The organism is Vulcaniibacterium tengchongense (genome assembly GCF_003814555.1).
Classification (GTDB): domain Bacteria; phylum Pseudomonadota; class Gammaproteobacteria; order Xanthomonadales; family Xanthomonadaceae; genus Vulcaniibacterium; species Vulcaniibacterium tengchongense.
Window position 1 is genome coordinate 617,491 of the sequence record NZ_RKQN01000002.1, and the last position, 19,919, is coordinate 637,409.

A 19,919-nucleotide genomic window follows, 5' to 3' on the forward strand; every position below is an offset into this window, starting at 1 on the left:
ATGTCCACGATTTCCGCAACCCATCCGACGAGCGGCGAGCTGACCCGCGGCCACAAGAAGGTCATCTTCGCGTCCAGCCTCGGCACCGTGTTCGAGTGGTACGACTTCTACCTGTACGGCTCGCTCGCGGCGATCATCGCCAAGCAGTTCTTCAGCGGCCTGGAGCCGGGCGCGGCGTTCATCTTCGCCCTGCTCGCGTTCGCCGCCGGCTTCGCCGTGCGCCCGTTCGGCGCGCTGGTGTTCGGGCGCCTCGGCGACATGATCGGGCGCAAGTACACCTTCCTCGTCACCATCGTGATCATGGGCGTGTCGACCTTCCTGGTGGGCGTGCTGCCCAGCTACGCCAGCATCGGCATCGCCGCGCCCATCATCCTGATCACGCTGCGCCTGCTACAGGGCCTGGCGCTGGGCGGCGAGTACGGCGGCGCGGCGACCTACGTCGCCGAGCACGCGCCGAACGGCAAGCGCGGCCTGTACACCAGCTTCATCCAGACCACCGCGACGCTGGGCCTGTTCCTGTCGCTGCTGGTGATCCTCGGCAGCCGCCTCGCGCTGGGCAACGAGGCGTTCGAAGCCTGGGGCTGGCGCATCCCGTTCCTGGTCTCGTTCGTGCTGCTGCTGGTGTCGGTGTGGATCCGCCTGCAGCTCAACGAGTCGCCGCTGTTCCAGCAGATGAAGGCCGAGGGCAAGGGCTCGAAGGCGCCGATCACCGAGAGCTTCTTCACCAAGAACGGCAAGATCGCCCTGCTGGCGCTGCTCGGCGCCACCGCGGGCCAGGCCGTGGTCTGGTACGCCGGCCAGTTCTACGCGCTGTTCTTCCTGACCCAGACGCTCAAGGTGGACGCGACCACGGCGAACCTGCTGATCGCCGGCGCGCTGATCATCGGCACGCCGTTCTTCGTGGTGTTCGGCTGGCTGTCGGACAAGATCGGCCGCAAGAAGATCGTCATGGCCGGCTGCCTGGTCGCCGCGCTCACCTATTTCCCGCTGTTCAAGGCGCTGACCCACTACGCCAACCCGGCGCTGGAAGCCGCGCAGAACAGCGCGCCGGTGACGGTGATCGCCGACCCGGACGAGTGCGCGGTGCAGTTCGTCCCCGGCGAGCTGAAGTCGCACGTCAAGTTCAACAGCTCCTGCGACATCGCCAAGGGGCTGCTGGCCGGCAAGTCGATCCCGTACCACAACGAGACCGCCGCGGCCGGCAGCGTCGCCCAGATCCGCGTCGGCGACCAGGTGTTCTCCAGCTTCGACGCCAAGGGCCTGACGCCCGAGGAGACCAAGGCCCGGACCGACGAGTTCAGCAAGGCTGTGCTCGCCGCGACCACCGCCGCCGGCTACCCGGAAAAGGCCGACCCGGCCCGGATCAACAAGCCGATGGTGCTGCTGCTGCTGACCCTCCTGGTGATCTACGTGACCATGGTGTACGGCCCGATCGCGGCCTGGCTGGTGGAGCTGTTCCCGACCCGGATCCGCTACACCTCGATGTCGCTGCCGTACCACATCGGCAACGGCTGGTTCGGCGGCTTCCTGCCGACCACGGCGTTCGCGCTGGTGCTGGCCACGGGCAACATCTACTCCGGCCTGTGGTATCCGATCATCGTCGCGCTGATGACCTTCGTGATCGGCTCGCTGTTCCTGCGCGAGACCAAGGACGTCGACATCCGCAGCTGAGCGGCCCGCTCCCGTTCGCCCTCGCTCCAGCCCCTCTCCCGCCCGGGAGAGGGGTTTTTTCGTGGCGGCGAAGGCCGCTGCGCCGCGGCCGGCGCGGATCGCCGCGCAACCCTCGGCCGCCGTGAAGCGTTCCGCGGCCGCGAAACCCCTCTCCCGCGGGCGGGAGAGGGGGGTGGGTGGGCAGAGCGTCTTTACTCAGCCGCGCTTGGCGCGCGCGAACGCCTGCGCCAGGGCGTTGTTCATCGGCGCCGCGGCGGGCTTGCCGCCGGCGCGGTTCGAATCGCGGCCGCCGCGGGGGCCGTGCGCGCGGGCATCGCGCCGCTCGCCGTTCTCGCGCGGGCTGCGCGGCGCCGGCGCCTCGTCGTCCAGGCGCCGGGTCAGGGCGATGCGCTTGCGCGCCACGTCCACCTCCAGCACCTTCACCTTGACGATGTCGCCGGCCTTGACCACCTCGCGCGGGTCCTTGACGTACTTGTCCGACAGCGCCGAGATGTGGATCAGCCCGTCCTGGTGCACGCCGATGTCGACGAAGGCGCCGAACGCGGCGACGTTGCTGACCACGCCTTCCAGGATCATCCCCGGGCGCAGGTCCTTGATGTCCTCCACGCCGTCGGCGAAGCGCGCGGCCTTGAACTCCGGGCGCGGGTCGCGGCCGGGCTTCTCCAGCTCCTTGAGGATGTCGCGCACGGTCGGCACGCCGAAGCGCTCGTCGACGAACTGCTCCGGCTTGAGCGAACGCAGCAGCGCGGCGTCGCCGATCACCTGCTTCACCTCGCGGCCGCACTGGCGCAGGATGCGCTCGACCACCGGGTAGGCCTCCGGGTGCACCGCCGAGGCGTCCAGCGGTTCCTCGCCGTCGGCGATGCGCAGGAAGCCGGCGCATTGCTCGAAGGTCTTCTCGCCCAGGCGCGGCACCTTGAGCAGCTCCTTGCGGCTGCGGAACGGGCCGTTCTGGTTGCGGTAGACGACGATGTTCTCGGCCACGGTCGGCGACAGGCCGGAGACGCGGGTCAGCAGCGCGCTCGATGCGGTGTTCACGTCCACGCCGACCGCGTTCACGCAGTCCTCGACCTTGGCGTCGAGCGCGCGCGCGAGGCGGATCTGGTCGACGTCGTGCTGGTACTGGCCCACCCCGATCGCCTTGGGCTCGATCTTGACCAGCTCGGCCAACGGGTCCTGCAGGCGCCGCGCGATCGACACCGCGCCGCGCAGCGACACGTCGAGGTCCGGGAACTCCCTGGCCGCCAGCTCCGAAGCCGAGTACACCGAGGCGCCGGCCTCGCTGACCACGATCTTCTGCATCTTCAGCTCCGGCGCCAGCCTGAGCAGCTCGCCGGCGAGCTTGTCGGTCTCGCGCGAGGCGGTGCCGTTGCCGATCGCGACCAGCTCCACCCGGTGCTTCGCGCACAGCGCGCGCAGCACCTGCAGCGACTGTTCCCACTGCCGCTTGGGCTCGTGCGGGTAGATGGTCGCGGTGTCGACCAGCTTGCCGGTGCGGTCGACCACCGCGACCTTGACCCCGGTGCGCAGGCCCGGGTCGAGGCCGAGCACGGCCTTCGGCCCGGCCGGCGCGGCCAGCAGCAGGTCCTTGAGGTTGTCGCCGAACACCGCGATCGCCTCGGCCTCGGCCTTCTCGCGCGCCTGCGCGAACAGGTCGAGCATCAGGTGCAGGTGCAGCTTGGCCTTCCAGGTCAGGCGGCAGGTGTCGAGCAGCCACTTGTCGGCGGGGCGGCCGGCCGCCTTGACGCCGACGTGCGCGGCGACGCGCGCCTCGGCCTGGGCGTGGCCGGCGTCCGCGTCGGCGCCCGGGTCGAGGTCGAGGAACAGGAATTCCTCGCGGCGGCCGCGGAACAGCGCCAGCAGCCGGTGCGAGGGGATCTTCGCCAGCGGCTCGGCGTGGTCGAAGTAGTCGCGGAACTTCTCGCCCGCGACCTCCTTGCCTTCGGCCACGCGCGAACGAATCATGCCCACCTCGTGCAGCCACTGGCGCAATTCGCCGACCAGCTGCGCGTCCTCGCCCCAACGCTCCATCAGGATCGCGCGCGCGCCGTCGAGCGCGGCCTTGGCGTCGGCCACGCCCTTCCCGGCGTCGACGAAGCCGGCGGCGAATTCCTCCGGCACGAGGCGGGGATCGGCAAGCAGGCCGTCGGCCAACGGCTCCAGGCCGGCCTCGCGCGCGATCTGCGCGCGCGTGCGGCGCTTGGGCTTGTACGGCAGGTACAGGTCTTCCAGGCGCGCCTTGCTGTCGGCGGCCTCGATCTGCGCGCGCAGTTCGTCGGTCAGCTTGCCCTGCTCCCCGATGCTGGCCAGCACCGCGGCGCGGCGGTCCTCCAGCTCGCGCAGGTAGGCCAGGCGCGTTTCCAGGTTGCGCAGCTGGGTGTCGTCGAGCCCGCCAGTGGCCTCTTTGCGGTAGCGCGCGATGAACGGCACCGTCGCGCCCTCGTCGAGCAGGGCGATGGCGGCCTGCGCCTGTTGCGGCTGGGCGCCGATCTCCTCGGCGATGAGGCGGGCGATCTTGGCGGCGATCTGCTGTGCGTGCTTGGCGTCGTCTTGCATTGCGTTCGTGGCTCGATCCCGGAAGGCGCGGGGGAGCGGCGATTGTCGCAACGCGGCCGCGTCCGCGGTACCCGTTGACAGCGCGGCGCGGGCGGGCTCGCGCCGCGCGGCCGCGTCACCGGCCCCGCTCGCCCGCGGCCAGCGGCCGCACGTATTCGAGCAGGCTGACCAGGGTCTTGCCCGGTTCTTCCCACGGAATCATGTGCGCCGAGCGCTCGAACCACACGCCGCGCTTGTACGGCGCGTCCACCTCGTCCAGCCAGGCCGCGGTGGGCTCCGACGGCGTGGTGTAGTCGTGGCGGCCCATGAACATCAGCACCGGGATCGGGAACTCGCGCACCGTGGTGTAGTCGACCTCGAGGAACTCCGGCAGCACCTTGGCGAGGGTGAACACGCTGCCGCGGTCGATCGCGCATACGTCCTGCGCGTCGTAGTCGGGCGACAGCAGCGGCGCGCGGTAGTAGTAGCGCGAGTGCTCGCGGAACGCGCTCAGGCCGCCGTAGTGCTGCGCCCACTTGCGCGCCAGCACGATGCGCTCGCGGGTGATCGGCCGGTCGCCCGGGTACGGCGCGATCGTCTCCATCTCGCGCACCGCCTCCTCGTTCCCGTGCAGCCTCGCCTGCCGCATGCCGTAGTCGAAGCTGATCCGCTCGTTCTCGCGGGTGTTGATCACCTGGCCGATGCCGACGTAGGCGTGGAACAGGTCCGGCCGCTTCAGCGCCGCGCCCATCGCGACGATCGTGCCCCAGCTGTGCCCCATCAGGATCAGCTTGTCCTTGCCGTAGCGGGCGCGCAGGTGCTCGGCCACCTCGATCGCGTCGTCGACGTAGCGCGAGATGCGCACCGTCCCGGCGATCGAGTCCGGGTCGACCGCGTTGTAGGTCTTGCCGGCGCCGCGCTGGTCCCAGTTGACCACGGTGAAGTATTCCTCGATCGGGCGCTGGAACTGCCACAGGCTGGGGGTCACCGGCGCGGCGGGCCCGCCGTGCACGAACAGGATCATCGGGTTGGCGCGGTCCTGCCCGCGCACGTTGAGCCACTGCTCGATGCCGCCGATCCGGGCCTTGTACGCCTCCTGCACGCCGCCGGGCGCGACGATGCGCTCGAGGTCCTCGATGACCTCGCGCGCCTTGGCGTAGGGCGCGACGTCGGGGCATTCCTGGGCGTGCGCGACGGAAACGGCCGCGGCGAGGCCGAGGAGGGCGGCAAGCAACGTCTTCCGGGATGAGGGCATGGGCGATCCGTGGTGTCGTGCCGCTCGGCACGGGGCGGGTGAGCGCCCGGATGCCGGTGCGATGGGTCGAACCGCACTCGGATCGGGCGGCCCCAAGGTGCCGGGCGGCGAAAGCCGCGGCCACTGCCTTGAGTCATGCCTCGCCGCCGGGCGGCTTGCATCGCGATCGCCGCGCCGCGGGGACCGGTCCGATCGGTCGATGTCGCGTCGTCGCGATCCGCCGGCGCGGCGGCCTGGCGCACCCACGAAGTCCATGGGAGCCGCCGCGCCCGGTCCGCGGCGCGGCGACGGCGCCCGCATCGGCCGCTCGGGCGTGCGGGCGCGCGCTACTGCGGCGGCGCCGCCAGCTCGGCCGCGCCGAGGTAGCCGTCGCGATCGGTGTCCTGGCGGCGGAAGGTCGCGGCCAGGCGTGCGCGGTGCTCGGCGAGGTTCACCGGCTTGCCGCGGCCGCCGGGCAGTTCGGCGGGTTCGAGCTGGCCGTCGCCGTTGCGGTCCATGCGGGCGAAGGCGTAGCCCATCCAGTCCTGGTATTCGACCAGCGAGACGCGCCCGTCGCGGTCGGCGTCCATGCGCGACAGGTAGTCGGCGGTGCCGTGCACGGCCTGGCCGAAGGCGGCCGAAGCGGACGCGGCGAGGACCAACGGGAGCGCGAGCCGCACCGCGCGCGCGGCGGACGCGAAAAGGCCCGCACCGTCCGATGCGGGCCCTTCGATGCGCGGCGGCGCAGCGGCGCGGTCCATCGCGGGGCGTGCCTCGCCCGGATCAGGTCCGTGCCGGCGCCAGCGCGTAGCCCTTCAGCCGGGCCGAGAACGCCTGCAGCGCGGCGATGCCGCTGGCTTCGGCCTCGTTGCACCACGCGTGCAGCTTCTGCAGGGTGGCCTGGGCGTCGTGCGAGCGGTCGTCGAGGATCTGCGCCAGGCGCGCGCGGAACTCGGCCAGGGTCGCGATCTTCGGCCGCTCGGCCAGCCAGGCCTGCAGCTTGGCGCGCTTGTCCTCGTCCAGCCAGCGGCCGCCGTCGGCCAGGCCGTGGCGCAGCTTGCGCGGCAGCTTGAGCTTGGCCTCGCGCAGCGCCGGCAGGGTGACGTTGCGGTAGTAGTCGGTCATCGCCTGGAAGCGGATCGCCAGCAGCGCCTTCAGCGTCTCGCCGTCGGGCATGGCGATGTTCGGGCGCACGTCGAGCGCGGGCGCCACGCGCAGCACCTTGGCCAGGCGCAGCTTCTCCAGCAGCTTGATCGCGGTCCAGCCGATGTCGAACTCCCACTTGCGCAGGGCGAACTTGGCCGAGGACGGGAACGCGTGGTGGTTGTTGTGCAGCTCCTCGCCGCCGATCCAGAAGCCCCACGGGGTCAGGTTGGTCGCGGTGTCGGTGGTCTCGAAGTTGCGGTAGCCCCACCAGTGGCCGAGGCCGTTGACCACGCCGGCGGCCCAGAACGGGATCCACAGCATCTGCACCGCCCACACCGCCACGCCCTTGAAGCCGAACAGGGCGAAGCTGATGAACAGCAACAGGGTCGGGCCGAGGGTCGCGTACGGGGTGTACAGGCGGCGCTCGATCCAGTCGTCCGGGCAGCCCTTGCCGTACTTCTCGATGTCCTCGCGCTGGGCGCGGGCGGCGCGGTACAGCTCGACGCCACGCCACATCACCGTGTCGATGCCCTTGAACTGCGGGCTGTGCGGGTCCTCCTCGGTCTCGCACTTGGCGTGGTGCTTGCGATGGATCGCCGCCCACTCCTTGGTGATCATCGAGGTGGTCAGCCAGGTCCAGAAGCGGAAGAAGTGCGCCAGCACCGGGTGGAAGTCGACCGCGCGGTGCGCCATCGAACGGTGCAGGTAGAGGGTGACCGAGAAGATGGTCAGCTGCGTCGCCACCAGCAGGTAGACGAGCAACTGGCCCCAGCCGGCCTGGAGCAGGCCGCCGGCGAGGAAATCGAGCAGGGAAATGGACATCAGGACTCCGGGGGATACGCAGGGGACCGGCGAGCCGACGATCCCAGGTCCGATCATGCCAGCCCAAGCCCACCCTTCGCTCGGGTATGGGCCGGATCTGTGATGGGGTCGTTCAGGCCCGGCGCAAGCGCAGGCCCGATATTCGCACCCGCGCTGCCGCGCCGCGTCCGTGGATCGATCACCTTGCTGAACGAACGCTGCGGCCGTCACGGCGCCTGGCGCACCGCGCTCCTCTGCCGGCTGCGCATTGCCGTGGTCTTCCGGCCGCGAGCCGCGCCCGGCGCGCGGCGCGCGCCCGAACCAAGCGAATCGCGAGGGGGCGACTTCGCGCGCATGCGATGCGCGCGCCGCGCCAGCCGCGCGATCTGGAGCCTCGGGTGAGCCTTCCGGCGCACGCTGCGCGATGCACCAGCGACCCGGCCGCGCGGTTCTTCGCCCGGCAGCACCGAAGGCGATCCGACCGCTGACCGCGCATGCGGCCGGACCGGAAAACGGCGGCGCCGGCTGCCGCCCGCCGCGCGCCGACGTACGCTTGCGCCATGCCCGAACTGCCCGAAGTCGAAACCACCCGCCGCGGCCTGGCGCCGCACGTCGAGGGCCGCACCGTCGCCGGCGTGGTCCTGCGCCGGCCCGACCTGCGCTGGCCGATCCCGCCCGAGATCGCGCGCGAGTTGCCGGGCCAGCGCATCGCCGCAGTGCGCCGGCGCGCCAAGTACCTGCTGCTCGACACCGCCGCCGGCAGCGCGCTGCTGCACCTGGGCATGTCCGGCAGCCTGCGGGTGCTGCCGGCCGATGCGCCGGTGCGCGCGCACGACCATGTCGACCTGGCGCTTGACTCCGGCCGGGTGCTGCGCTTCAACGATCCGCGCCGGTTCGGCTGCCTGCTCTGGCAGCCGCCGGGGCAGACCCACGCGCTGCTCGCCGGCCTCGGCCCGGAACCGCTTTCCGAGGCGTTCGACGGCGATTACCTGTTCGCGCTCAGCCGCGGCCGCAAGGCGCCGGTGAAGGCCTTCCTGATGGACCAGCGGGTCGTGGTCGGGGTAGGCAACATCTACGCCGCCGAGGCGCTGTTCGCCGCCGGGGTCTCGCCGCTGCGCCCGGCCGGGCGGGTCTCGCGCGAGCGCTACCGGCAGCTGGCGGAGGCGATCAAGCGCATCCTGCGGTACGCGATCGGCCGCGGCGGCACCACCCTGCGCGATTTCCTCGACCCGGACGGCGCGCCCGGCTATTTCGAGCAGGAACTGGCCGCCTACGGCCGCGGCGGCGAGCCCTGCCCGCGCTGCGGCCGGCCGCTGAAGCAGGCGGCGATCGGCCAGCGCACCACGGTCTGGTGCGGGCACTGCCAGCGCTAGCCGCCCCGTGCGCGGCCGCTGAGCTATATTCCCCCCGATGGCCGACTCCGCCGACATCACCTTGCTGCTGGATGCGGCACGCGGGGGCGACCGCGCGGCGCTGGACCGCGTGCTCGCCACGCTCTACCAGGAGCTGCACGCGATGGCCCGGCGCCAGCTCGCGGGGCAGCACGGCCATACCCTGGACGCGACCGCGCTGGTGCACGAGGCCTACCTGAAGCTGGTCGGCCGCCACGAGGCGCAGTTCGACGACCGCGCCCACTTCTTCGCCTACGCCGCCTCGGCGATGCGCAGCGTCGTGGTCGACTACGCCCGCCAGCGCCTGGCGCAGAAGCGCGGCGGCGACCTGCACCGGGTCACCGAGCTGCCCGACGACGTCGAAGGCGGCCTGCGCCTGGACGAGGAGACCCTGGGCCTGGACGCCGCCCTCACCAAGCTCGCCGCGGTCGACCCGCGCCTGGCCCAGGTGGTCGAGCTGCGCTACTTCGCCGGCCTGTCGGAACTGGAGATCGCGGCGCTGCTGGAACGCTCCGAGCGCAGCATCCGCCGCGACTGGCAGAAGGCGCGGCTGTTCCTGCTGGCCTCGCTGAAAGACGGCCGATGAAGGGGAACGCATGAAGAGGAGCGAGAAACGCGGGGAAACGGCCGCTCGTTCCCCGTTCCCGACCGCCCGCTCCTGATCCCGGGCCATGGATCCGGATCGCTGGCAACGCCTGTCGCCGCTGCTCGACGCCCTGCTCGAGCTGGACGCGGACGCGCGCGCCGAGCGCCTGCAGCGCCTGCGCGCGGAGGACGCGGACCTGGCCGGGGAGTTGCAGCGGCTGATCGCGCTGGAGGAGGCGCACGCCGACTTCCTCGCCGAGCCGCTGGTCGGACCGCCCGCGGGCCTGCGGCCCGGCGGCGAGGTCGGCCCGTACCGGCTCGAGCGCCTGCTCGGCGAGGGCGGCATGGGCCAGGTCTGGCTGGCCGCGCGCGCCGACGGCCTGTACCAGCGCCGGGTCGCGCTGAAGCTGCTGCGCCCGGGCCTGGCCGACCACAACCTGCGCCTGCGCTTCTCGCGCGAGCGCGAGATCCTCGCCCGGCTCGCGCACCCGCACATCGCCCGCCTGCTCGACGCCGGGGTCAGCGCCGAGGGCGTGCCGTACCTGGCGCTGGAGTACGTCGAGGGCGAGCCGATCAGCGACTACTGCCGCAACCGCCAGGTGCCGCTGGAGGCGCGCCTGCGCATGTTCCAGCAGATCTGCGACGCGGTCAGCCACGCCCACGCCAACCTGATCGTGCACCGCGACCTGAAGCCGTCCAACATCCTGGTCACGCCCGGCGGCGACGTGCGCCTGCTCGACTTCGGCATCGCCAAGCTGCTCGATTCCGACGCGCCGATGATCGAGCGCACCCGCACCGGCATGCGCGCGTTCACCCTGCACTACGCCGCGCCGGAGCAGGTGCGCGGCGAGCCGGTGACCACCATGACCGACGTGTACTCGCTCGGCGTGGTGCTGTACGAACTGCTCACCGACACCAAGCCGTACCGGCTCAAGCGCCAGACCGACGCCGAGTGGGAGGAGGCGATCCTCGCCGCCGACCCGACCCGGCCGTCGCTGACCGTCCTGCGCCGCGGCGAGGAGGAGGGCGAGGCCGACGCCGCCACGCTGCGCCGCCTGGCGCGCGCGCTGTCGGGCGATCTCGACAACATCGTGCTCAAGACCCTGTCCAAGCGCCCGGAGCAGCGCTACCCCTCGGTCGAGGCGCTGGCGCTGGACCTGCAGCGCTACCAGGCGGGGCGCCCGGTGCTGGCGCGGCCGCAGAGCTGGAGCTACCGGCTCGGCAAGTACCTGCGCCGGCACCGCTGGGCGCTGGCCACCGGCACGCTGGTGGCGACGGTGCTGGCGGTGTCGCTGGCGACGGTGGCCTGGCAGGCGCGCCAGGCGGTCCAGGAGGCCGGCCGCGCGCAGGCGATGCAGGACTTCATGGTCGGCGTGTTCGAGAGCGCGCGCGGCACGCCCGAGGGCCAGGCACTGGACCTGCGCGGCCTGCTCGACGCCTCGCTGGCGCGCGGCGACCGCGAGCTGGCGCGGCAGCCGCGCGCGCGCGCCGAGCTGCTCGGCGTGATCGCGCGGCTGCGCATCGGCCTGGGCGACTACCGCGAAGCGCTGACCCTGCTCGAACGCCAGGCCGCGATCCTGCGCGGCCTCGACGACGCGCCGGTGAGCCTGCAGCTGGAGTCGCTGACCCAGCGCGGCCAGGCGCTGCGCCTGCTCGGCGAGCCGCGCCGCTGCATCGAACTGATGCAGCCGGCGCTGGCCACCGCGCGCCGCGAGCAGGCGCAATTGCCGCCGCAGGCCAGCGAGTTCTATTCCCAGCTCGGCCGCTGCCGGCGCGAGGACGGCGAGCTGCAGGGCGCGCGCCAGCTGTTCGAGCGCGCGCTGGCGGTGCGCCGCGAGGACCGCGACGCGGTCGGCGCGGTCGAGAACCTGATGGACCTGGCCCAGCTGCAGGCCGATGCCGGCCAGACCGCGGCCGCGCTGCAGGGCTTCGAGCAGGCGCGCGCGCAGCTGACCCAGACGGTCGGCGAGCGGCACGCGCTGCAGGTCGAGATCGGCCGCCAGATCGCCGACCTGCGCCGCGAGCTGGACCAGGTCGACGCCGCCGAGCGCGAAGCCGCCGACAGCTACGCGCTGGCGCTGGAGGTGTACGGCGCGCAGCATCCCTCGACCCTGGCGCTGCGGCGCCAGCTCGCCCAGCTGCACATCGCCCAGGGCCGCTTCGCCGACGCCCAGAACGAACTGCGCGAGGTGCTGGGGCAACTGCTGCAGCGGCGCGACCGCCAGCGCGGCAACCCGGAACTGGAGGAGGTCTACCGCCAGCTCGGCCTGCTCGCCTGGGAGCGCGGCGACGCGCCGCGCGCGCTGACCCTGCTGCAGCGCGCGCTGGCGATCGCGCGCGAGAACGGCGACGGCGCGCGCGTGGCCGACAGCCTGTACGCCTACGCGCGCGTGCTGCACGGCAGCGGCCGGCAACGCTCGGCCCTGGCCGCGCTGAACGAGGCGGGGAAGCTGCGCGAGGCGCGCTTCGGCGCCGGGCACCCGCTGCTGGGCGACGTGGCCCGGCTGCGCGGCCAGGTCGAGGTCGCGCTCGGCCGCCACGACCAGGGGCTGGCGCTGCTGCAACGCGCGGTCGCGCTGACCCGCGCCGGCTACGGCGCCGCGCACCCGCGCACGCGCCTGGCCGAGCTGGCGCTGGCGCGGCAGCTGGCGCGCGACGGCGAGACCGACGATGCCGTGGCGCGGCTGCGACTGCTCGCCGGCCTGCCGACCCAGGACCCGGAGCTGCGCCGCACCGCGTGGCGCGCGCAGGCCTATCTCGCGCAGCTGCGCTGCGCCGCGCCGGAGGAACCGCCCGACGCCCGCACCGAGGCGCAGACCGAGCTCGACGCGCTGCTGGAAACCCTGCGCGAGCAGCAACCCGACGGCGGCCTGGTCACGCGCGAGGTGGAGGCGATCCGGCGCGGCTGCGGCTGAGGCACCCGCAACCGCTTCATCTCGGGACCGGGCACCCCCGCGTCCTTCGCCGCCTCCGCCGTGCGAAGCCGCCGCGCGGGCGGGCCGCCTGCCTCGGGGGCGGCGGAGGCAAAGCTACAGCAGCAGCGGCGGCTGCAGCGGCTCGATCGTGCCCTCGCCGCGCATCACCTTCTTGTACTCGGCGCGCGAGACCGAGACGTAGCGGTCGTTGCCGCCGATCTCCACCTGCGGCCCTTCGCGCACCGCGCGGCCCTGCGCGTCCACCCGCACCACCATCGTCGCCTTCTTGCCGCTGTGGCAGATGGTCTTGATCTCGGTCAGCTCGTCGGCCCAGGCGAGCAGGTACTGGCTGCCCTCGAACAGCTCGCCGCGGAAGTCGGTGCGCAGGCCGTAGCACAGCACCGGGATGCGCAGCGCGTCGACCACCTCGGTGAGTTGCCACACCTGGGCCTTGCTCAGGAACTGCGCCTCGTCGACCAGCACGCAGTGCAGCGGCCCGTGCGCGGCGATGTCGCGCTCCACCCTGGCCTGCAGGTCGTCGCCGCGCTCGAAGCCCATGCCCTCGGCGCGCAGGCCGATGCGCGAGGCGACCACGCCGGCGCCGGCGCGGTCGTCCAGGCGCGGGGTCAGGATCGCCACCCGCATCCCCCGTTCGCGGTAGTTGTGCGCCGACTGCAGCAGCGTGGTGGTCTTCCCGGCGTTCATCGCCGAGTAGTAGAAGTAGAGCTTGGCCATGGATCGAAACAGGAACGAAGGATCGGGGACGAGGAACCGGGGCGGAGGCCGGGCGCGGGCGGTGCGCGATCACGCATCCGTTCGCCGTCCGTTGCGGGTTTCCGGGTTGGCCCGCCGCGCCGCCGCTTCCGCCCAGCGCCGCGCCATCGCCGGCGAAGTCATGCACATCGCGTCGAAGGTGACGGTGGTGACCGCGCGCTCCAGCAGCTGGATGTCGGCCTCGTGCTGGCGGGCGACGTGCGGGTCCTCGAAGAAGATCGCGCGGCGGCAGCGCCGCTCCAGCACCAGGTCGGCGATCTGCGCGTCGCCGCCCATCGGGCCGCTGCGGTAGCGCTGCGCCCATTCGCGGTCCTGCGGCCAGCCGCGGCTCCAGGCCAGCTCGTTCAGGCGCTGGCCGGTGGTGCCGGTGGCGACGCGGCGGGCGAAGCGCGAGAGCAGGTCGAAGTGCTCGGCGGCGAAGGCCAGCATCTGCGGCTTCATCGCGTCGTGCGCGATCAGCGCCAGGGTCTGGCGCTCCAGCGCGTGCAGGTCGTCCGCCCCCGGGTCCGGCGCGAGGCCGGCGTGGAGGCGCTCCACCTCGATCCAGTCGCGCGCGCCGGCCATGGTGGACACGAACGGCTTGCCGTGGATCACGCACTGCCGCTTCAGCGCCAGCGCCTCGGGAAACACCGAGGACGGGTCGACCGGGTCGATCAGGTAGATCGCGCCGTCGAGCGCGCGCGCCGGATCGTCCGGGCCGGCCACTTCGGCGACCAGTTTCATCAGCCCGCCTTCGCGGCCGTAGGGATAGCGGCGCAGCCCCGGATGGCCGCCCAGCCGCCCTGCCGCGGCGATCGCATCGTAGGTGCGGCCGACCGCGTGCAGCTCCAGTCCCAGCTCGCGGATGCCCGCCTCGCAGGCGTCGAGCCAGCGGAACAGCGCGGCGTCCGCGCCCAGGTGGTGCAAGCGGTTGGCGGCCAGGCCCAGGCGCATGGGGGTTCCGTCGTGATCGGCACAGGCGCGCAGTCTATTACGCGCCCGCCACCCACCGGCGCGGCCGCCGCGGAGCGGGTCAGTCCGCCGGGTCGTCCACGGCCGTCGCGGGCCCGACCTCGACGTTGCCGTGCTTCCAGATCGCGTCTTCCACCGCCCAGTACGCGCGCGCGTCGAGGCGCCAGTCGGCGTATATCGCCGACAGGTCGAAATCGCCGGGGCCGCCGGGCGCGGCACCGGTCGGCCCGCTCACCTGCAGCCGGCCGTCGGTGTAGCCGGTGCGGCTGCCGGTGGTCCGCGAGCGCGCCTTCAGGATCGCGCGCTGCAGCCGCGGCTTGGCCGCCGCGTCGCCGAACTCGGCGTACAGCGCGCCGCCTTCGCGCAGCGCGCGTTCGCGTTCGTCCCGGCCGAGTTCGAGCCACATCTTCTCGCGCAGCACGACGAAGCCCGGGTACAGGCGCTCGGCGGCGAGGTCGGCCCAGGCGTAGGCGAGCGCGCGGTCGCGCCCGACCCCGACGCCATGCCAGTACATCAGGCTGATGCGGTGCTGCGAATACTTGTCGGCGTGGCGCGCGGCCCTGCGGAAATGGCGCAGCGCGTCGCGCCACTGCCCCTTGGCGGCGGCGTCGCCGCCGTACAGCCGCCACAGTTCGTTCGGGTGCGTGCGTGCCAGGCGCGTGCGCCGGTCGTAGTCGCGCGCGTGCATGCGGTCGGTGTCCGCGACCACCGCCTGCGCCGCGACCGGCGGCTCCGCCGCCCGGGCCGCAACCGCCAGCGCACAACCCCAGACGATTGCGAAGATCCGCATCGCGCCTCTCCCGCAGTGCCGCCGCGCGCCCGGCGCGGGGCGGACCTGGCCGCCCGGAGCCTGCGATGCGGCACAATACGCCGCCGCCTCCGCGGCAGCAAACCCCCGCCATGCACGGCCTCAACCCCCCCCAGCGCGCCGCCGTCCTGCACACCGACGGCCCCCTGCTCGTGCTCGCCGGCGCCGGCAGCGGCAAGACCCGCGTGATTGTCGAGAAGATCGCCCATCTGATCGGCTCCGGGCGGATGCCGGCCCGGCGGATCGCCGCGATCACCTTCACCAACAAGTCGGCGCGCGAGATGAAGGAGCGCGTCGGCAAGCGGATCCGGGGCGACGCCGCCGAGGGCCTGACCGTGTGCACCTTCCACGCGCTCGGGCTGAAGTTCCTGCAGATCGAGCACGCCCGCGCCGGCCTGCGGCGCGGCTTCTCGGTGTTCGACAGCGACGACAGCGCGGCGCAGGTCAAGGACCTGCTGCCGCCCGGGACCAAGCCGGACGCGATCGACGACATGCGCCAGCTGATCTCGCGCGCGAAGAACGCCGGGCTGTCGCCGGAGGGGGCGCTGGCCGCGGCGGGGAGCGCGCGCGAGATGGAGGCCGCGGCGCTGTACGCGCGCTACCAGGCGCGGCTGGCCACGTTCAACGCGGTCGACTTCGACGACCTGATCCGCCTGCCGGTGCAGCTGCTGGAGGCGAACGAGGACGTGCGCCTGGCCTGGCGCGAGCGCATCGGCTACCTGCTGGTCGACGAGTGCCAGGACACCAACGACGCGCAGTACCGCCTGCTCAAGGCGCTGGCCGGGCCCAAGGGCCTGTTCACCTGCGTGGGCGACGACGACCAGTCGATCTACGCCTGGCGCGGCGCCAACCCCGACAACCTGCTGCAGCTGGGCAGGGACTACCCGGGCCTGCAGGTCATCAAGCTGGAGCAGAACTACCGCTGCTCCAACCGCGTGCTGCGCGCGGCCAACGCGCTGATCGCGCACAACCCGCACGAACACCCGAAGACGCTGTGGAGCGACAATCCCGACGGCGAGCGCATCCGCGTCTGGGAATGCCGCGACGCCGCGCACGAGGCGGAGAAGGTGGCCGGCGAGATCCACTTCCTCGCCGCCGCCAAGCAGGCGCCGTGGAGCGACTTCTGCATCCTGTTCCGCGGCAACCACCAGAGCCGGCCGCTGGAGAAGGCGCTGCAGCTGCTGCGCATTCCCTACCACCTGTCCGGCGGCACCGCCTTCCTCGAGCGCGGCGAGGTCAAGGACGCGCTGGCCTGGCTGCGGCTGATCGCCAACCCGGACGACGACGCCGCGTTCCTGCGCGCGGTGCAGGCGCCCAAGCGCGAGGTCGGCGCCGGCACGCTGTCCCGGCTCGCCGAGCTGGCGCAGCAGCTGCACCTGCCGATGTCGCGCGCGGCCGAGCAGATCGGCGTGCTCAAGCAGCTGACGCCGCGCGCGGCCAACGCGCTGGACGGTTTCGTCGCCATCGTGCGCCAGCTGCGCGCGCAGGCGCAGCAGGTCGCGCCGGCCGAGCTGGTGCGGGTGCTGGCCGAGAAGAGCGGCCTGCTCGCGGCGATCCGCGCGCAGTGCAAGGACGAGGCCAGCTTCCAGCGGCGCAAGGAGAACCTGGAGGAGCTGTCGGAGTGGTTCGACGGCGGCAAGGGCGCCGGCCCGGGCGAACTGGCCGCGCAACTGGCGCTGCTGTCGCATGCGGACAAGGGCGAGCCCGGCAACCAGGTGCGGCTGATGAGCCTGCACGCGGCCAAGGGCCTGGAGTTCCGCTACGTGTTCATCGTCGGCATGGAGGACGGCACCCTGCCGCACGAGATGGCGCTGGAGGAAGGCTCGCTCGAGGAGGAGCGGCGCCTGCTCTACGTGGGCATCACCCGCGCCAAGGAACAGCTGTGGCTGTCCTATTCGCGCCAGACGCAGCGCTGGGGCGACAAGGTCCGCCTGCAGCCCAGCCGCTTCTTCGACGAGCTGCCGGCGGCGGAGATCCAGCGCGACGGCGCCGACCCCGAGGCCGACGCGGCGCGCAAGCAGGAGCGCGCGGCGGCCGGGTTCGCGGCGATCCGGGCGCTGCTGGAGGAAGGCTGAAGCGGCGACCCGCTTCGGCCGCGGTTCGCGCGGATCGGCACGGATGAATCGCCACGCGAGCGCATCGCAACGCCCCGCACCGGCTTCGCCGGGGCTGCGGGCTCCTCCGGCTCCTGCGGCGGCCCGCCCCACCGGTCGACGCCGCTCGATGGCCGCAGCGGGAACGACGGGCGGACGCGGCCGTTGCGCTCTGCGGCCCGATGCGGAATCCTCTTTCCGCGGTCATCCGCGCAAAATCCGTGGCTGAGCCGAATCCATGCGCCTGCGCCGCATCCACCACGTCGCCCTGATCTGTTCCGACTACGCGCGCTCCAGGCGCTTCTACGCCGAGACGCTCGGCCTGCGCGTGGTCGGCGAGGCGTACCGGGCGGCGCGCGATTCCTGGAAGCTCGACCTGGAACTGCCGGACGGCGGCCGGCTCGAGCTGTTCTCGTTCCCCTCGCCGCCGCCGCGGCCTTCGTATCCGGAGGCCTGCGGCCTGCGCCATCTCGCGTTCGAGGTCGAGGACGTCGCCGGCGCGGCGGCGGCGCTGCAGGCGCAGGGCGTGGCGGTCGAGCCGATCCGGGTCGACGAGTTCACCGGCCGCCGCTTCACCTTCTTCGCCGACCCGGACGGCCTGCCGATCGAGCTCTACGAAGCCGGCTGACGGGTGCCGGAGCCCAGCGCATGGCGGCCGGCCGGCCGCGCATCCCGGGCGTCCGCCGAACCGCGGCGACGCGGTCCCCGGGGCACCCGTCCCGCGCGCCGGCGCCAGGCGCGGCGAGTCGCGGGTCGCCCGCGACCGCCGCGTCGCCTCTCTGCGGCGCGCGGCGATGCGGGGGCGCCGCCGGAGGATGCGCGTCGCGGGCGCTGCCCGGGGAGCCGTCGCGCCTCAGCGGGTGACGGCGATGACGCCGCAGGCCAGGCGCCCGCCGGCGTTGCCGGTCGGCTGGGTGGTGTAGTCGTCGGCCGCGGCGTGCACGATCACCGCCTTGCCGGCGACGTCGTTCGCCGCGCCGCCGCCGAGGGTGACGCCGCTGGCGTGCACGTCGACCTTCGCCACGCCTTCGGCGTCGGCGACGATGTTGTCCATGTCGCCGGCATGGTGCGCGCCGCGGTCGACCTTGCCGTGCGGCGCGCCGGCCGGGTTGAAGTGGCCGCCGGCGCTGCTGGCGTCGGCCGCGCTGCAGTCGCCCTTCTCATGGATATGGATCGCGTGGGTGCCGTTCGGGCCCAGGCCGCCGATCTCGCCGCGCAGGTGCACGCCGTTGCCCGTCGGCCTCAGCTCGAGCGTGCCGCTGACCAGGCTGCCCGAGGCGGGCGCGAGCACCACCCGCGCCGCCTGCGCGGTCGACGTCGCGCCGGCCGCAGCGGCCGGGCCCTGCCCCGCGTCGGCCCGCGGCTGCGTGCCGGCGTCCGGTGCGGTGCTGCAGGCGCCGAGCAGCAGGGCGGACACGGCCGCGGCCAGGGCGAGGGGGAGCGTTGCGGTCTTCATGCGGAACTCCTGTGGGTGCGAACGCGATGAATGCGGGAGCGAAAGCTTAGGCGCGGCCCGGTGCCGCATCGGTGAACGGTTGCGCTAGCGGCGCCGCCGGCCCGGCCCGAGCTTGCGGGTCAGGGTGTTGCGGCCCAGGCCCAGGCGCGCCGCCGCTTCGGTGCGGCGGCCGCCGGTGTGCGCCAGCGCGGCGTCGAGCAGGGCGCGTTCGAAGCGCTCGCGCGCCTGCGCGTGGATGCCGTCGCTGCCCCGCGCCAGCTGCGCGCGCGCCCAGGCCGCCAGGCGCGCGTCCCAATCTTCGCCGGCGGCGTCGATCCCGTCTTTGCCCGATGCGGCGGCCAGCACCTCGTCGAGATCGGCGCGGGTGATGGTGTCGCCGGGCGCGAGCGCGGCCAGGCGCCAGCACAGGTTCTCCAGCTGGCGCACGTTGCCGGGCCAGGAATAGGCGAGCAGCCGTTCCAGCGCGGCGTCGGCGAAGCGCTTGGCCGGCGCCTGCAGCTTGGCCGCGGCGGCGGCGAGGAAGCGCTCGGCCAGGCGCGGGATGTCCTCGCGCCGTTCGCGCAGCGGCGGCAGCCGCAGGCGCACCACGTCGAGCCGGTGCAGCAGGTCGGCGCGGAAGCGGCCCTGCTCGACCAGCGCCTCCAGGTCCTGGTGCGTGGCGGCGATCACCCGCACGTCGACGCGGATCAGTTCGCGCCCGCCGACGCGGAAGAACTCGCCCTCGGCCAGCACGCGCAGCAGCCGCGTCTGCAGCGGCAGCGGCATGTCGCCGATCTCGTCGAGGAACAGGGTGCCGCCGTCGGCCTGTTCGAAGCGGCCGACGTGGCGCCGCTGCGCGCCGGTGAACGCGCCGGCCTCGTGGCCGAACAGTTCGCTCTCCAGCAGCTCGGCCGGGATCGCCGCGGTGTTGAGCGCGACGAACGGCCGGCCCGCGCGCGGCGACTCGCGGTGCAGCGCGCGCGCGACCAGCTCCTTGCCGGTGCCGGTCTCGCCGGTGATCAGCACCGACAGCGGCGCCTGCGCCAGGCGGCCGATCGCGCGGAACAGCGTGCGCATCGCCGGGGTCTCGCCGACCAGGCCGTCCTCGCCGGCAGCCGCTTCGCTCGGCGCCGCGGGCACGGGGCCTTGCCGCGCCTGGCCGAGCGTGCGCGCGGCCAGCGCCACCGCCTCGTCGAGGTCGAAAGGCTTGGACAGGAACTCGTGCGCGCCGCCGCGGAACGCGCCGGCGGTGCTGGCCACGTCGGTGTAGGCGCTCATCACGATCACCGGCAGCCGCGGCGCGCGCGCCTTAAGCTTGTCCAGCAACGCCAGCCCGTCCTCGCCGGGCATGCGCACGTCGGTGAACAGCAGGTCGGGCGCGCCGCGCGCCTCCAGCGCGGCGAGCGCGTCGGCGGCGCGCTCGAAGCCGTCCACCTCGTAGCCGGCCTCGCGCAGCGCGGTGGCCAGGACGAAGCGCACGCTGCGGTCGTCGTCGACGACCCAGATGCGGGCGGGCTCGGCGGCGGTCATGCGGCTGCGGCTCCTCTGCGGCGCGGTGCGGGCTTCGTGTCGGGCGCGGA

General features: G+C 73.3%; 15 protein-coding genes. 6 read left to right on the top strand and 9 right to left on the bottom strand.

The window, feature by feature from the left end; translation table 11 throughout:
* Positions 1 to 1,671, top strand: coding sequence for an MFS transporter (locus tag EDC50_RS09180; protein WP_123770177.1), 1,671 nt, complete (start codon positions 1 to 3; stop codon positions 1,669 to 1,671).
* Between the two features lie 195 nt (positions 1,672 to 1,866).
* Here EDC50_RS09180 and EDC50_RS09185 read toward each other — a convergent pair whose 3' ends face one another.
* From EDC50_RS09185 to EDC50_RS09200, 4 genes are all read right to left on the bottom strand, one after another.
* A complete protein-coding gene (locus tag EDC50_RS09185) occupies positions 1,867 to 4,227 on the bottom strand; it encodes a Tex family protein (protein ID WP_123770178.1) in 2,361 nt (786 codons plus the stop codon).
* Positions 4,228 to 4,342: 115 nt separating this feature from the next.
* Entirely contained in the window at positions 4,343 to 5,461 is a 1,119-nt protein-coding gene (locus EDC50_RS09190) for an alpha/beta fold hydrolase (RefSeq protein ID WP_123770179.1), read from the bottom strand.
* A gap of 326 nt (positions 5,462 to 5,787) precedes the next feature.
* Positions 5,788 to 6,120, bottom strand: coding sequence for an EF-hand domain-containing protein (locus EDC50_RS09195; protein ID WP_425477910.1), 333 nt, complete (start codon positions 6,118 to 6,120; stop codon positions 5,788 to 5,790).
* A 103-nt stretch (positions 6,121 to 6,223) separates the two neighbouring features.
* Positions 6,224 to 7,408, bottom strand: a complete 1,185-nt coding sequence (locus EDC50_RS09200; protein ID WP_123770181.1) for a DesA family fatty acid desaturase — start codon at positions 7,406 to 7,408, stop codon at positions 6,224 to 6,226.
* Positions 7,409 to 7,947: 539 nt separating this feature from the next.
* Between EDC50_RS09200 and mutM the strand changes: the two genes are divergently transcribed.
* The 3 genes from mutM (at position 7,948) to EDC50_RS09215 (ending at position 12,278) form a co-directional block, all read left to right on the top strand.
* On the top strand, positions 7,948 to 8,760 hold the full coding sequence (gene mutM, locus EDC50_RS09205; protein ID WP_123770182.1) for a bifunctional DNA-formamidopyrimidine glycosylase/DNA-(apurinic or apyrimidinic site) lyase: 813 nt from the start codon (positions 7,948 to 7,950) through the stop codon (positions 8,758 to 8,760).
* 37 nt (positions 8,761 to 8,797) lie between these two features.
* Positions 8,798 to 9,364, top strand: coding sequence for an ECF-type sigma factor (locus EDC50_RS09210; protein WP_123770183.1), 567 nt, complete (start codon positions 8,798 to 8,800; stop codon positions 9,362 to 9,364).
* A gap of 85 nt (positions 9,365 to 9,449) precedes the next feature.
* Positions 9,450 to 12,278 (top strand): serine/threonine-protein kinase, encoded by a 2,829-nt coding sequence (locus tag EDC50_RS09215; RefSeq protein WP_123770184.1) that lies wholly within the window; start codon positions 9,450 to 9,452, stop codon positions 12,276 to 12,278.
* A gap of 114 nt (positions 12,279 to 12,392) precedes the next feature.
* Here the strand turns inward: EDC50_RS09215 and EDC50_RS09220 are convergent, their stop codons facing one another.
* The 3 genes from EDC50_RS09220 to EDC50_RS09230 form a co-directional block, all read right to left on the bottom strand.
* On the bottom strand, positions 12,393 to 13,013 hold the full coding sequence (locus EDC50_RS09220) for a thymidine kinase (protein WP_123770185.1): 621 nt from the start codon (positions 13,011 to 13,013) through the stop codon (positions 12,393 to 12,395).
* Positions 13,014 to 13,082: 69 nt separating this feature from the next.
* Positions 13,083 to 13,985, bottom strand: a complete 903-nt coding sequence (locus EDC50_RS09225; RefSeq protein ID WP_123770186.1) for a methylglyoxal synthase — start codon at positions 13,983 to 13,985, stop codon at positions 13,083 to 13,085.
* A gap of 79 nt (positions 13,986 to 14,064) precedes the next feature.
* Positions 14,065 to 14,793 carry a sel1 repeat family protein gene (locus tag EDC50_RS09230; RefSeq protein ID WP_123770187.1) on the bottom strand — a complete coding sequence of 243 codons (729 nt, stop codon included), beginning with the start codon at positions 14,791 to 14,793 and terminating at the stop codon, positions 14,065 to 14,067.
* A gap of 110 nt (positions 14,794 to 14,903) precedes the next feature.
* Here EDC50_RS09230 and EDC50_RS09235 point away from each other — a divergent pair, with 110 nt between their 5' ends.
* Positions 14,904 to 16,886, top strand: coding sequence for a UvrD-helicase domain-containing protein (locus tag EDC50_RS09235; RefSeq protein ID WP_123770188.1), 1,983 nt, complete (start codon positions 14,904 to 14,906; stop codon positions 16,884 to 16,886).
* Positions 16,887 to 17,142: 256 nt separating this feature from the next.
* Positions 17,143 to 17,532 (top strand): SMU1112c/YaeR family gloxylase I-like metalloprotein, encoded by a 390-nt coding sequence (gene gloA2, locus EDC50_RS09240; protein ID WP_123770189.1) that lies wholly within the window; start codon positions 17,143 to 17,145, stop codon positions 17,530 to 17,532.
* A gap of 225 nt (positions 17,533 to 17,757) precedes the next feature.
* Here the strand turns inward: gloA2 and EDC50_RS09245 are convergent, their stop codons facing one another.
* Positions 17,758 to 18,360: a superoxide dismutase family protein gene (locus EDC50_RS09245; RefSeq protein ID WP_123770190.1), complete on the bottom strand. Its 603-nt coding sequence runs from the start codon at positions 18,358 to 18,360 to the stop codon at positions 17,758 to 17,760.
* Between the two features lie 84 nt (positions 18,361 to 18,444).
* The gene (gene ntrC / locus EDC50_RS09250; RefSeq protein WP_123770191.1) at positions 18,445 to 19,869 is read right to left on the bottom strand and encodes a nitrogen regulation protein NR(I); all 1,425 of its coding nucleotides are present in this window, start codon (positions 19,867 to 19,869) and stop codon (positions 18,445 to 18,447) included.
* Positions 19,870 to 19,919 lie beyond the last annotated feature (50 nt).

What these genes read in the sequence shown, in the direction of transcription:
- mutM (WP_123770182.1), top strand. Translation starts at nt 7,948, where the DNA reads ATGCCCGAACTGCCCGAAGTCGAAACCACCCGCCGCGGCCTGGCGCCG.
- EDC50_RS09200 (WP_123770181.1), bottom strand. Translation starts at nt 7,408, where the DNA reads ATGTCCATTTCCCTGCTCGATTTCCTCGCCGGCGGCCTGCTCCAGGCC.
- EDC50_RS09225 (WP_123770186.1), bottom strand. Translation starts at nt 13,985, where the DNA reads ATGCGCCTGGGCCTGGCCGCCAACCGCTTGCACCACCTGGGCGCGGAC.
- ntrC (WP_123770191.1), bottom strand. Translation starts at nt 19,869, where the DNA reads ATGACCGCCGCCGAGCCCGCCCGCATCTGGGTCGTCGACGACGACCGC.
- EDC50_RS09215 (WP_123770184.1), top strand. Translation starts at nt 9,450, where the DNA reads ATGGATCCGGATCGCTGGCAACGCCTGTCGCCGCTGCTCGACGCCCTG.
- EDC50_RS09190 (WP_123770179.1), bottom strand. Translation starts at nt 5,461, where the DNA reads ATGCCCTCATCCCGGAAGACGTTGCTTGCCGCCCTCCTCGGCCTCGCC.
- EDC50_RS09235 (WP_123770188.1), top strand. Translation starts at nt 14,904, where the DNA reads ATGCACGGCCTCAACCCCCCCCAGCGCGCCGCCGTCCTGCACACCGAC.
- gloA2 (WP_123770189.1), top strand. Translation starts at nt 17,143, where the DNA reads ATGCGCCTGCGCCGCATCCACCACGTCGCCCTGATCTGTTCCGACTAC.
- EDC50_RS09210 (WP_123770183.1), top strand. Translation starts at nt 8,798, where the DNA reads ATGGCCGACTCCGCCGACATCACCTTGCTGCTGGATGCGGCACGCGGG.
- EDC50_RS09245 (WP_123770190.1), bottom strand. Translation starts at nt 18,360, where the DNA reads ATGAAGACCGCAACGCTCCCCCTCGCCCTGGCCGCGGCCGTGTCCGCC.
- EDC50_RS09230 (WP_123770187.1), bottom strand. Translation starts at nt 14,793, where the DNA reads ATGCGGATCTTCGCAATCGTCTGGGGTTGTGCGCTGGCGGTTGCGGCC.
- EDC50_RS09180 (WP_123770177.1), top strand. Translation starts at nt 1, where the DNA reads ATGTCCACGATTTCCGCAACCCATCCGACGAGCGGCGAGCTGACCCGC.
- EDC50_RS09220 (WP_123770185.1), bottom strand. Translation starts at nt 13,013, where the DNA reads ATGGCCAAGCTCTACTTCTACTACTCGGCGATGAACGCCGGGAAGACC.
- EDC50_RS09185 (WP_123770178.1), bottom strand. Translation starts at nt 4,227, where the DNA reads ATGCAAGACGACGCCAAGCACGCACAGCAGATCGCCGCCAAGATCGCC.